Annotated in this window: 12 protein-coding genes; 6 read left to right on the top strand and 6 right to left on the bottom strand. The window is 69.6% G+C overall.

Going from position 1 to position 12,375, the window contains the following annotated elements; all coding sequences use genetic code 11:
- Positions 1–132 precede the first annotated feature (132 nt).
- The 3 genes from GXW78_RS17420 to GXW78_RS17430 all read right to left on the bottom strand — a co-directional run bounded on the left by GXW78_RS17420 (position 133) and on the right by GXW78_RS17430 (position 2,574).
- On the bottom strand, positions 133–921 hold the full coding sequence (locus GXW78_RS17420) for a creatininase family protein (RefSeq protein ID WP_211870113.1): 789 nt from the start codon (positions 919–921) through the stop codon (positions 133–135).
- 28 nt (positions 922–949) lie between these two features.
- Entirely contained in the window at positions 950–1,324 is a 375-nt protein-coding gene (locus tag GXW78_RS17425) for a SpoIIAA family protein (RefSeq protein WP_211870114.1), read from the bottom strand.
- Positions 1,325–1,398: 74 nt separating this feature from the next.
- Positions 1,399–2,574, bottom strand: coding sequence for a M20 metallopeptidase family protein (locus GXW78_RS17430; protein WP_211870115.1), 1,176 nt, complete (start codon positions 2,572–2,574; stop codon positions 1,399–1,401).
- Between the two features lie 233 nt (positions 2,575–2,807).
- Here GXW78_RS17430 and GXW78_RS17435 point away from each other — a divergent pair, with 233 nt between their 5' ends.
- From GXW78_RS17435 to GXW78_RS17445, 3 genes are read left to right on the top strand one after another with little or no spacing between them, the layout of a single operon-like run.
- Positions 2,808–3,677 (top strand): Bug family tripartite tricarboxylate transporter substrate binding protein, encoded by an 870-nt coding sequence (locus GXW78_RS17435; protein WP_211870116.1) that lies wholly within the window; start codon positions 2,808–2,810, stop codon positions 3,675–3,677.
- 46 nt (positions 3,678–3,723) lie between these two features.
- The gene (locus GXW78_RS17440) at positions 3,724–4,320 is read left to right on the top strand and encodes a tripartite tricarboxylate transporter TctB family protein (protein WP_211870117.1); all 597 of its coding nucleotides are present in this window, start codon (positions 3,724–3,726) and stop codon (positions 4,318–4,320) included.
- An 18-nt stretch (positions 4,321–4,338) separates the two neighbouring features.
- Entirely contained in the window at positions 4,339–5,844 is a 1,506-nt protein-coding gene (locus tag GXW78_RS17445) for a tripartite tricarboxylate transporter permease (protein WP_211870118.1), read from the top strand.
- A gap of 510 nt (positions 5,845–6,354) precedes the next feature.
- Here the strand turns inward: GXW78_RS17445 and GXW78_RS17450 are convergent.
- Positions 6,355–6,819 carry a PaaI family thioesterase gene (locus tag GXW78_RS17450; protein ID WP_211870119.1) on the bottom strand — a complete coding sequence of 155 codons (465 nt, stop codon included), beginning with the start codon at positions 6,817–6,819 and terminating at the stop codon, positions 6,355–6,357.
- Between the two features lie 127 nt (positions 6,820–6,946).
- Between GXW78_RS17450 and GXW78_RS17455 the strand changes: the two genes are divergently transcribed.
- Positions 6,947–8,368, top strand: a complete 1,422-nt coding sequence (locus tag GXW78_RS17455; protein ID WP_211870120.1) for a mannose-1-phosphate guanylyltransferase/mannose-6-phosphate isomerase — start codon at positions 6,947–6,949, stop codon at positions 8,366–8,368.
- A gap of 86 nt (positions 8,369–8,454) precedes the next feature.
- On the opposite strand, the gene GXW78_RS17460 is transcribed toward GXW78_RS17455, so the two are convergent.
- On the bottom strand, positions 8,455–9,711 hold the full coding sequence (locus GXW78_RS17460) for a nucleotide sugar dehydrogenase (protein ID WP_211870121.1): 1,257 nt from the start codon (positions 9,709–9,711) through the stop codon (positions 8,455–8,457).
- Positions 9,712–9,849: 138 nt separating this feature from the next.
- Between GXW78_RS17460 and upp the strand changes: the two genes are divergently transcribed.
- Both upp and GXW78_RS17470 read left to right on the top strand, forming a co-directional pair.
- A complete protein-coding gene (gene upp / locus GXW78_RS17465; RefSeq protein ID WP_211870122.1) occupies positions 9,850–10,482 on the top strand; it encodes a uracil phosphoribosyltransferase in 633 nt (210 codons plus the stop codon).
- Between the two features lie 91 nt (positions 10,483–10,573).
- Positions 10,574–11,044 carry a VOC family protein gene (locus tag GXW78_RS17470; protein WP_211870123.1) on the top strand — a complete coding sequence of 157 codons (471 nt, stop codon included), beginning with the start codon at positions 10,574–10,576 and terminating at the stop codon, positions 11,042–11,044.
- A 19-nt stretch (positions 11,045–11,063) separates the two neighbouring features.
- On the opposite strand, the gene GXW78_RS17475 is transcribed toward GXW78_RS17470, so the two are convergent.
- A complete protein-coding gene (locus tag GXW78_RS17475) occupies positions 11,064–12,362 on the bottom strand; it encodes an aspartate aminotransferase family protein (RefSeq protein ID WP_211870124.1) in 1,299 nt (432 codons plus the stop codon).
- Positions 12,363–12,375 lie beyond the last annotated feature (13 nt).

The raw sequence follows: 12,375 nt of genomic DNA on the forward strand, positions 1-12,375 counted from the left end.
AGGCTGTTTGAAAAGCCCGGCACCGGCCCGCACCCCCATCCGGCCACCCAACGACAGCATGCTGAATTGAGTGGCCGGGTGGGGGTGCGGGCCGGTGCCGGACTATCAGAAGAATGCGGAAGGAAGCAGGATCTATGCCGCGTGTTCCCGCAGTTGCGTGCACATGGCCGCCCCGGCCGCCACCAGCCGGTCGGTGATCGCCGCGCCATGGGCGGCATTGGCCCCGCGCGGGTCGGGGGCGGCGACGCCGCCGGGCGCGACTTCCTCCACCCACATCGGCACGGCGAAGTCGACGCCGAGCGTCCGCACCGCGCCGAATCCCGTCGGCGGCAGGCCAAGATAAGGGCCGGTTGCGCCCTTCTCCCGTGCATCCTGCGGGCGGCAAAGTTCCGGGCGCAGATGCATCGTCACCGAGGCGACCGGATCGCCGCCATGGCCGAAGGACACCACCGGCCCGCCGAGTTCCGCATGCAGCTTCCCCGCCTCCCGCCACAGATGCAGTGCGGGGATGATGACGCCATGGCGGTGGCGCATGGCGCGGGCGGCGGCCTCGGCCGGGCCGATCGTCCCGGCGTGGCCGTTCACGATCATGATCCGGCGCGTACCGATGCGGATGAAAGCCTCGGCCATTTCCTCGATGACCGCGGTCAGGGTCGGGACGGACAGGGTGATGCCACCGGCGACGCCGGCGAAGAAGTCCTCCCCGCCGAAGGGAATCGCCGGGGCGACCAGCGCATCGGCCCCGGCGGCCATCGCGGCGGCGGCGATGCGCGCGGCGATGTCCTCGGCGACCAGATAGTCGCCCATCGGCAGTGCCGGGCCGTGCGTTTCGAGGCTGCCCATCGGCAGCAGGGCAACGGCGCCGGCGGCGAGGCGCGACGCGACCTCGGGGGCTGCCAGTTCGGCGATGCGATGGGTCATCCGGATACCTTACGATAGTATGGCAGCGTCACGCCGGGGGTTCCTCCTCGAGCCAGGCCAGCGCCTGCGGCCGCTCACCGGGTTCGAAGCGGCGGACCTCCGGCGGCAGCACGGCGCCGGCGACACGCGCGATCATGCCCGCAAAGTCGCTGGCGGTGACGATGGCGATGCGCTTCACATGCGCGACGTGGCCGCGCACGAAGCGGCCATGGGCGAGCAGCGCGTCGAGCCCGTCCCATCCCGGGAATCGGTGGGTGTCGACGAGGACGCCGCGCAATGCGCCGGCCTCCGCGAGGTAGGGATCGACCATTGCGGCGAGGCGGTCGAAATCCTCCGCCGCGAGGGGCCCGGCCGGTTCGAGAACGACGATGCCGCGATCGTGCAGCAATTCCATCCCGAGCATGGTGACGTCTCCTGGGTGCGACCCGGCCGCTGGGTTGTGCCAGCGGGGAGCAACTTCCGCCAGCGTGGCGGCGGTCAGCGCAGGAGGTCGAGCGCCGCGCGGCTCAGCGCCTGCACGCCGAGAGCGATGCAGGCCTCATCGGGCTGGTACATCGCATTGTGCAGGCGGTCGTCGCGGCCTGGAGTGCCGGAGCCAATGCGCAGATGGAAGGCGGGCGCGCGGGCGGCGAACTCGGCGAAATCCTCGGAGCCCATGGATGCCTCCCCTTCCTCCGGCGTCACACCCATCTGACGGGCGACGGAGGCGAGCACCGGTTCGAGCATCCGGTCGTCGTTCACCAGCGGCGGCACCAGGCGCTGGTAGCGCATCTCGCAGCGCACGCGCATCGCGGGTTCGAGGCCGGCGGCGAGGCGGCGGAGCGCCGCTTCGGCCGTATCGCGCGCCGCGGCATGGAGCGTGCGGACGGTACCCTTCAGCGCCACCCGCTCGGGGATGATGTTGTAGGTCGCGCCGCCCTGGACCATGCCGACGGTGACGACCGCCGGATGCAGCGGCCTGATCTCCCGGCTAACCACGGTCTGCGCCTGGGTGATGAACTGCGCGGCGGCCACGATGGGATCGACCGCGGCGTAGGGGTGCGCGGCGTGGCCCGACTTGCCCTGCACGATCAGGTCGAACCGGTCGGAAGCGGCGAGGCACGGCCCGCGCACGAAGCCGAAGGACCCGACGGGCATGTCCGGGTGGTTGTGGAAGCCGAGCGCCAGGTCGATGCCGTCCGCGGCGCCATCCGCGATCATCGCGGCGGCGCCTTCTAGGATCTCCTCCGCCGGCTGGAAGATCAGCCGCACCGTGCCGGCAAGCTGCGGCGCGAGATCCTTCAGCAGCGCCGCGACGCCCAGCAGCGTCACGGTGTGGATGTCGTGGCCGCAGGCATGCATCTTACCCTCGACGGAAGACGCGAAGTCGAGCCCGGTCTCCTCATGGATCGGCAGCGCGTCCATGTCGGCGCGGATCGCCAGCGTCGGACCGGGGCGGCCGCCGCGGATCTCCCCCACCACGCCGGTGACGCCGACGCCGGTGCGATGCGCGATGCCGAGACGCGCCAGTTCCGCTGCCACGATCCCGGCGGTGCGCGTTTCCTGGAAGCCAAGTTCCGGCACGCGATGGATGTCGCGGCGGAGGGCGATCAGCGCCGGCGCCGCAGCCTCGGCGGCGTCGCGGATCAGGCGCTGCGGGTCGTTGGCGAGCATGGAGGTTCCAGTGAAACGTCAGGTTACATTCAGCATAGGTTGGCGCAGCATTCTTACAATTGCTAACGCTTGCCCGGCAGGAACGCGCATGCCATAGGGCGACCCGGGAGTACGTGGGGGGTTCAATGTCCTGGGCGCTAAGCCGGCGCGCTATGCTGGCTTCGACCGTTGCTGCACCGTTTGCCGGACGTCGCGCCGCTGCCCAGTCGTGGCCGTCGCAGACCGTCCGCATCGTGGTGCCGTTTGCCCCGGGCGGAACCACCGACCTCGTCGCGCGGCTCGTCGCCGCCGGCCTGCAGGAGCGGCTCGGCGTCACGGTCGTCGCGGACAACCGGCCAGGCGCGGGTGCGACGCTCGGCAGCGAGCAGGTCGCGCGGTCCGCCCCGGACGGCTACACGCTGGTGATGTCGAACATCGCGAGCCACGCAATCGGGCCGACGCTGTACGGCAACCGCGTTCGATACGATCCGGTCAAGGATTTCGCGCACGCGGCCCTGGTCGTGACCAACCCCTCCGTCTGGGTCGCCAGCCCGAGTTCCGGCATCCGCACGCTGGCCGACGCGGCCGCCAGGGCACGGTCCCCCGCGGGGCTCGACGTCGCGACCTCGGGCGCCGGTTCCTCGAACCACATGATGGTCGTCCGCATGAGCCAGCTGGTCGGCAAGGAGATGAACCACATCCCCTTCCGCGGCGCAGGCCCTGCCATGCAGGCGGTGATCGCGGGCCAGGTGCCGATGATGTCCGACAGCCTGCCTTCGGCGGCTTCTCATATACGTCAGGGTTCGGTGGTCGCGGTGGGCATGGCCTCGGCCGCGCGCCACCCCGCCTTCCCCGACGTTCCGACCTTCCGCGAGCAGGGCTTCGACCTTGCCAGCGATTCGTGGTTCGGCCTGTCCTTCCCCGCCGGAACGCCGGCAGGGATCGTCGAGCGGCTGAACCGCGAGACGCGGGCCTTCCTGGCCAACCCCGACATCCGGGGCCGCTTCGCCGAACTCGGCGGAACGCCGGGCGACCTGACCGCGGAAGGTTACACGGAATTCGTGCAGCGGGAGGTGGCCGTGTGGGCTCCGCTCGTGCAGGCTTCCGGTGCGACGGCAGACTGAGCCGGCATTAAATCAACTTCATCAATCAGTGGGTGGGCGAAAGCGGATGAAACTGAATACGAAGGACCTGCTGTCGGCAGCGCTCCTGATCAGCTTGGCGGCCGCCGGGCTGTGGCTCAACATGGACCACACGTTGGGCACGGCACGTCGGATGGGGCCGGGCTACATGCCTGCCCTGTCGTTTGGGCTGCTGCTGTTCCTGGGCATCGGGGTCCTCCTGCTCGGGCTGTTCAACGGTCCTGACCCCATCAAGATGTGGACGCCGGCCGAATGGGGCTTCCTGTTCGCAGGTGCCGTCATCGGCACCACTGCGGGCATGATGGCGGGGGGGATGTCTGGCTGGATCGGCCAGGGGTGGAATCCCCTCGGCATCGGCCTTTTCGTGGGCTGCATGGTTGCCAGTGTCGTCAAATCCTGGCGCCCCCTATTCTTAATCACCGCTGCCTTCTGCCTGTTCGGCCTCGTGCTCGAGACGTTGGGGCTGATGGCCTCCATCACCCTTGCCGTCGTCCTCTCCGCCTTCGCGGACGAGACGCACCACCCCAAGGGCGTGGTCGGCCTCGTCATCTTCCTTTGCGCGCTGTGCTGGGCGGTGTTCATCTGGGAACTCGACATCCGCGTGCCGGTCTGGCCGGTGTTCTGAGGCAAGGAAACCGGAACAATGGATCTTTTCGCCAATCTTGCGCACGGGTTCAGCGTCGCACTGACGCTGAACAACCTGATGTTCTGTCTGATCGGCTGCCTCATCGGCACGGCGATCGGCGTGTTGCCGGGCATCGGCCCGGTGGCGACCATCTCCCTGCTGCTGCCGATCACCTTCGGACAGCCCGCTACGACCGCCATCATCATGCTCGCCGGCATCTATTACGGCGCACAGTATGGCGGCTCGACGACCGCGATCCTGCTGAACCTGCCAGGTGAAGTCAGTTCGGTCGTAACAACGCTCGAAGGCTACAAGATGGCGCGCAACGGCCGCGCCGGCGCCGCCCTGACCGTCGCGGCGCTGGGGTCGTTCTTTGCGGGTACCGTCTCGACCCTGGTGGTGGCGGCCTCCGGCCCGCTGCTGACCTCGGTGGCATTGTCCTTCGGCCCTGCCGACTACTTCTCCCTGATGTTCCTGGGCCTCGTGATTTCGGCCGTTCTCGCCCAGGGTTCGGTGGTGAAGTCCATCGGCATGGTGACGCTCGGCGTCTCGCTCGGCATGGTCGGCACGGACGTGCAGACGGGTCAGCAGCGCTTCACCTTCGGCATCCCGGAACTGTCGGACGGCGTCGGCTTCGCCTCGATGGCCATGGGTATGTTCGGCATCGCCGAGATCATCTCGAACCTCGAGCGGCCCGAGGCCCGCTCGGTGATGTCGGGCAAGATCGGCAAGCTGATGATGACCCGCGAGGAGTTCAAGCGGGCGACCCCCGCGGTGCTGCGCGGCACCCTCGTCGGCACCATGCTCGGCATCCTGCCGGGCGGCGGCGCGGCGCTGTCCTCCTTCGGTTCCTACATGATGGAGCGGAAGGTTTCGAAGGGCCGGCATGAGTTCGGCACCGGCGCGATCGAAGGCGTGGCGGGTCCGGAATCGGCGAACAACGCCGCCTCCCAGACCTCGTTCATCCCGCTGCTCACGCTCGGTATCCCTGCCAACGCCGTGATGGCGCTGATGGTCGGCGCGCTGATCATCCAGGGCATCCAGCCGGGCCCGCGCATGGTGGAAGCGCAGCCGGACCTGTTCTGGGGCCTGATCGCGTCCATGTGGGTCGGCAACCTGATGCTGCTGGTCATCAACCTGCCGATGATCGGCATGTGGGTGAAGCTGCTCGCGGTGCCGTACCGCTACATGTACCCGTCGATCATGATCTTCTGCGCGATCGGTATCTACTCGCTGCAGAACAACGTGTTCGACGTGTACCAGACCGCGCTGTTCGGCGTGTTCGGCTACATGGCCTCCAAGCTGCGGCTCGAGGCGGCGCCGATGCTGATCGGCTTCGTCCTTGGCCCGATGATGGAGGAACACCTGCGCCGCGCCATGCTGCTGTCGCGCGGCGATGCGATGGTGTTCTTCGAGCGCCCGATCAGCGCGACGATGCTCGGCATCGCGGCCATCGCCCTCATCGCGATGCTCTTGCCCGCCCTGCGCAAGGGCAAGGACAGCGCGCTGCAGGAAGGCGGCTGACAACGACGCGGCCGCGTTCGTCGGCCGGGTTGCGGAAGGCGGGTCCCCTCGGGGGCCCGCCTTTTCTTTTGGTCAGGGGGCTTCGCAGGCCGTGGTTTCCGTATCTGCGAACAGGACGACATCCAGGGCGCCTCGCTGGGGCTCCGGGCCGGCGCGGTGACGCCGCGGCCTCCGCCGTCATCGTGATGCCGCGCCTCCCGGGCGGGCCGGCGTAGCCGCAATTGAGGACGTGCGCTGCGGCCTGGCAACACGCAGGGCGGGCGCTGCCCGGCAGCTTGGTACCGGTGGTCTCCATGCGGGCGATGCGCCGCCGGCCGGCATCGGCGCGGCACCGGAAGCGTGTGACAGTCTCGACGGGGCGCCGGCCTTCACCAAGGGTAAGGGCGGCGCGCGCTCGTCCGCCGGCACGGGCAGCCTCCCGCCGGACGCCAGACGGCGTGGTCGGCGTCGCGATGATGCTGGTGACGGTAACGGCGGGGAGGTGGTCAGCCGCCGGATATCAGCGCTCGCTCAACGGGGCGGCTGCACCTTCGGCTTCACGCTGAACACGCCGCTCGACCGCAGCACCGGGGCGCCGTCCGCCTCGAAGCGGCCTTCCACGAACATCAGGCGGGCCGTTCGCCGCAGCAGCACCGGCCGGCACTCCAGCCAGGTGCCGAGCGGTGCCGGCGCCAAATAGTCCGTCACCAGGCTCACGGTGAGGAAGTTCCCGACGACTTCCGCCCGCTCCAGCCCACCGATGCCGAGGACGAGGTCCGCAAAGGTCGCGAGCATGCCGCCATGGGCCGCCCCGCCATTGTTGCAGTGCCGCCGCTCGATGCGGATGCCGAAGGTCGACCCGCCATCGCCGGCGCGGAGGTAGATTGGCCCGATCGGTTCCAGAAACGGCCCGCCCGCCCGGCGCGGCAGGAAGCCCGCCGGAATGTCCAGTACTGCCTGTTCCATGAGATCGTCCGCGACCTGGCCATCCGCCATGCCTGCCCCCTTTGCTGCGCTGCGATACTACGCCGGGTCCGCGGCGGGCGGGAGCGGGCCCTCTACCTTTCCTTCGCCCTGATTGCGTCGCATATCAGCCGCAGCGCTCCATCACATCCCGGACGACATGACCCAGAAGACCCCCCAGATCCTTCCCGTCATCCTTTCGGGCGGAACCGGCACTCGCCTCTGGCCGCTGTCGCGCGAGGGTTATCCGAAGCAGTTCTGGCCGCTCGCCTCCGACCAGCCGATGCTGGCCGAGACCGCGGCGCGCGCCGAGGGCCCCGGCTTCCTCCCGCCGATGGTGGTGTGCAACGAGGCGCACCGCTTCCTGGTGGCTGAGCAGCTGCGCGGCCGTGGCGCGCGGATCGTGCTGGAACCGGCCGGGCGGAACTCCGCCCCCGCGATCGCCGCGGCGGCGCTGCTCGCGGAGGAAGCCGGCCCCGGCACCGTCATGTGGATCATGGCGGCGGATTCGGCGGTGACGGACCTGCCGGCGCTGCATGCGGCGCTGGACCAGGCGGCGGCGGCAGCCCGCGCGGGCCGGATCGTCACCTTCGGCATGAAGCCGACGGCGCCCGAAACGGGATACGGCTACATCGAGGCCGGGGACGCGCTGTCAGGCCTGCCCGGGGTGCAGGCCATCGCCCGCTTCGTCGAGAAGCCCGATGCGGCGCGGGCGGCGGAGTTCGTCGCAGGCGGTAGGCATCTGTGGAATTCGGGCATGTTCGTCGCAACCGCCTCGGTGCTGCTCGCCGAGTTGGAGCGTTACGAACCTGCCATGCTCGCCTCGGTCCGCGGCGCGGTCGAGGGCGCGCAGCGCGACATGGATTTCGTGCGCCTTGCCGCCGAGCCCTTCGTCGCCGCACCGTCCATCAGCATCGATTATGCGGTGATGGAGCGGACGCAGCACGCCGCCGTGGTGCCGGCCTCGATCGGCTGGTCCGACATCGGGTCCTGGGCGGCGCTGTGGGAGATCAGCGGCAAGGATGCCGGCGGCAACGTCTCGGTCGGGCCGGTCGAGCTTGTCGAGGCGAAGAACTGCTTCGTGCGCAGCGAGGGGATCGTGACGGGCGTCGTCGGGCTCGAGGACGCTGTCGTCGTCGTCACCGACGATGCGGTACTCGCGATGCACCGAGACCGCGCGCAGGACGTGAAGAAGCTGGTCGAGCAGTTGAAGGCGCATGGCCGCAAGGAAGCGACCGAGCATCGCCGCGCCTATCGCCCCTGGGGACACTATGAGGGGCTGATCCTCGGCCAGCGCTTCCAGGTGAAGAAGATCCAGGTACGGCCCGGCGCGAAGCTGTCGCTGCAGAAGCATTTCCATCGCGCGGAGCACTGGGTCGTCGTCTCCGGCACCGCCATCGTGCGCCGCGATGCCGAGGAGATCATGCTGCGCGAGAATGAGAGCGTGTACCTGCCGCTCGGCTGCGTGCACCGCATGGAGAATCCCGGGATGATCCCGCTGGTGCTGATCGAGGTGCAGGTCGGGTCCTATCTCGGCGAGGACGACATCGTCCGCTTCGAGGACACCTACGGGCGCGCATAGTGTCGTTCCCGATCAGGCGGAACCGCCTGATCGGCGCGATGCCCGATGACACGGAGCGACCTTCCCGAGCGGAGGCCGCGCCGGCGCTACACCACCCTCGCCTGCCCTGCCGGCAGCACGCCGAACGGGTCGAGCACCAGCGGCGCCGTCGCGGCGATCCGCGCGAGGTCATAGGCCCGATGCGGCGTCCCGAGGATCGCCGCATCGAGCCCCGGCACGGCGATACCTGGCACGCGGCGCGCCTCGCGCAGCGCGTCGGCTTCGGGGCCGAGCACCGGGTCGTGCCACAGCACCTCCGCGCCACATGCGAGCAGCATCCGCACCAGCTCGACCGGCGCCGCACCGCGCAGATCGGGCACGTCCGGCTTGTATGTTACGCCCAGCACCAGCACGCGCCGGCCGGCGACGCTGCCGCCCAGCGCGCCTTCCAGCGCCGCCAGGATGCGCCCGGGCCGTGCCCCATTCGCCGCCGCCGCGGCGGCCAGCAGCGTGGAGGTCGCGCCGGCGCGGGCCAGTTCCATCTGCAGGAAGGCGGGGTCGACCGGGATGCAGTGCCCGCCGGCCCCCGCGCCCGGCCAGAAGGGGGCGAAGCCGAAGGGCTTGGTCGCGGCCGCCTCCACCACGGCCCGCGTCGGCACGCCGAGCGCGGCGAAACCGCGATGCAGTTCATCGATCAGAGCGATGTTGACCAGGCGATAGGTATTCTCCAGCAGCTTCGCGCATTCGGCGATCTCGGGGGTCGCGACGGGGATCACCTGGTCGGTGATACGGTCCCAGAAGCCACGGGCACGGGCGAGCGAGACGGGGTCCGGTGCGCCCAGCAGCCGTGGTGTTCGGCGCGGCCCGGCCTCGCCGCCCGGGTTCTCGCGTTCCGGCGAGACAGCGAGGTACACGTCGCGACCGACGCGCAGCCCGTCCCGTTCCAGCACCTGCCGGCACAGCCCGTTCGTTGCACCCGGATGGCAGGTGGAGACCAGGCAGACCAGCGCCCCGGGCGCCAAGCCGATCCGGCAGGTCTCGAGCGCTGCGGCGACCAACGAGAGGTCCGGCGTGCCCGTCGCATCGAGCGGCGTCGGCACGCAGATCAGCCAGGTCCCGGCCCGCGGCAATGCGAGCGGATCCGCGGTGGCCAGCAATCGGCCGGCCGGGACGGTGCCGCGTGCAGCCGCTTCAGCCGCGCGCGCCGCTGTCGGGTCGAGGTCGTAGCCTGTCACGGCGAAGCCCGCCGCGGCGGCCTCCAGCGCGATCGGCAGGCCGACGTAGCCAAGGCCGATGACCACCACCTCCCTCGCCGCCATGGCGGCGGCGCTGGCTGGGTCGGGCAGCAGGCCAATATCGGGCATCCCAAATAGTTGCTAATTATTGCCTTAAAATCAACCATTGGTGGATATGCACGCGGCCCTGGCGCCACGCTCGGCTTTCGGCCTAGCTGGCGCAACAACGGAGGATCAGCGCGTGATGGTTGGAAGGGCGATGCGGATATGACAGCGCCGGTACATGTCGCGACGCATCCGCTGATCCAGCACAAGCTTGGGCTGATGCGACAGGCCGGCTGCCCGTCCTCGGAGTTCCGACGGCTGCTCGGCGAAGTCGCCATGCTGCTCTGCTACGAGGTGACGCGCGAACTGCCGCTGGAGCAGGTGCCGATCGAAACGCCGCTTGAACCGATGATGGCGCCGCGCATCGCGGGCCGGAAGCTGGTGCTCGCGCCCGTGCTGCGCGCCGGGCTTGGCATGCTGGACGGCATGCTGACGCTGGTGCCCTCCGCGCGCGTCGCGCATGTCGGGCTCTACCGCGACCCCGTCACCCTGCAGGCCGTGGAGTACTACTTCAAGGCGCCAGGCGACGTGGCGGAGCGCCTGGTACTGGTGCTCGACCCGATGCTCGCGACGGCGAACTCGGCTGTCGCGGCGATCGAGCGCTTCAAGGCGCGGGGCTGCCGTTCCATTCGCTTCGTCTGCCTGCTCGCTGCACCGGAGGGAATCCGGCACCTCCAGGAAGCCCATCCCGATGTCCCGATCTGGACCGCGGCGATCGACCGGGCGCTGGACGACCACGGCTACATCCGCCCCGGCCTCGGGGATGCGGGGGACCGGATCTTCGGCACGGCGTGACGAGCCGGCGATCACCATGCCGCGCGCATGCTTGCAAGGCCTGCGCCCTCGGTCCGACCTTGGCACCATCGCCAACGAAGGGAGCACGGGCATGAGGGTCACGCAGAACCTGTGGTACGAGAAGGACATGGAAGCGGCGATCGGCTTCTACACCTCGCTGATCCCCGGCTCCTCCATCGACAGCGTCTCATCGATGCCGACCGACAGCCCCAGCGGCCCGGCGGGCAGTGTGAAGGTCGCGACCTTCACCCTCGGCGACCAGCGCTACATGGCGATCGAGGCCGGCCCGCTCGACGCCTTCAACCATAGCTTCTCGATCATGGTGGAATGCGACACCCAGGCCGAGATCGACCGGCTGTGGGACGCCCTGCGCGATGGCGGCCAGGTGGAGCAATGCGGCTGGCTCAAGGACCGCTGGGGCCTGTCCTGGCAGATCGCGCCGAAGCGGCTCGGCGAATTGATGAACGATCCCGACCGCGCCCGCGCGAAGCGCGTCGCCGAAGCCATGCTCACCATGGTGAAGCTCGACCTCGCGGCGCTGGAGAAGGCGGCGGCCGGCTGAACCGGCCGCCGGTCCCCGGTCACGCCACCTTGCGGCCCGCCGGCAGCGTCTGCATCGCGGAGCGGAACGCATCGAGCGTCTGCGCCACATCCTCAGCGGTATGCGCGGTGGACAGGTAGAACTTGCTGTCCCCCTTCAGGATGCCGCGGGCGCGCAGCACGGTGTTCACGTGCTTCTGCATCGCCGTGTCCTGGCGCAGCACGGCGCGGTAGTCGCGCAGGTCGCCCGCAGCGTAGACGACGTCGAACAGCACCGGCTCGCCGAGGCATTGCGCCGGGATGCCGGCCTCAGCGATCAGCATCGCGAGCCCATCCATCAGCGACCGCCCCATGGCGAAGACCTTGTCGTAGGTGCCGGGCTCACGCAGCACGCCGAGCGTCGCGAGGCCGGCCACCGCCGCGACCGGATTGCCGGACAGCGTGCCGACCTGCGTCAGGAAGCGTTCCTCTCCGACCGCCTTGTCGAACAGCGCCATGATCTCGGCCTTGCCGCCGATCGCCGACAGCGCGAAGCCGCCGCCGACGATCTTGCCCATGGTGCAGATGTCGGGCGTGACGCCGTACAGTTCCTGCGCGCCGCCATAGGCGAAGCGGAACCCCGTCACGACCTCGTCGAAGATCAGCGGGATGCCGAGCCGCGCGGTCACGTCGCGGACCGCCTGCAAGAAGCCGGGCTTGGGTGGGATCAGCCGCTGCAGCGGCTCCATGATGACGCCGCCGATCTCGTCCTGATGCGCCTCGATCAGCCGCACCGCGGCCTCGATGTCGTTGAACGGGGCGACGAGAACCTCACTGCGGACGGCGTCCGGAATCCCGGGGCTGTCGGGCACGGCCTCGGGGAAATTCGCGAGGCGGCGCGGCGCGAGGGACATCAGCGCCCAATCCGACATGCCGTGGTAGCCGCCCTCGAACTTCACGATCTTCGGCCGGCCGCGATACGCCCGCGCCAGCCGCATCGCATAGAAATCGGCCTCGGTGCCGGAGGTCAGGAACCGCACCTGCTCGGCGCAGGGCACCGCCTCGACGATCGCTTCGGCAAGCCGGATGCCCGGCTCGTTGTTCGCGAAGAAGGTGGTGCCGAGCGGGATCTGGCGCAGCACCGCCTCGGTCACCGCCGGGTGGTCGTGGCCGATGAACATCGGGCCCGAGCCGAGCAGGTAGTCGATGTAGTCGTTGCCCGACACGTCCTGCACATGCCCGCCCTTGCCGGAGCGGATGATGATGTCGGCGGGGAAGTTGCCGAAGCCGCCGGCGGGCAGCACGCGCTTCGCGGCCTCCATCAGCGCCAGTTCCTCGGGGCCTTTCGCGATGCCGGTCATGTGCCGCTCCATG

It is taken from the genome of Neoroseomonas terrae, assembly GCF_018129025.1.
GTDB classification, from domain to species: domain Bacteria; phylum Pseudomonadota; class Alphaproteobacteria; order Acetobacterales; family Acetobacteraceae; genus Neoroseomonas; species Neoroseomonas terrae.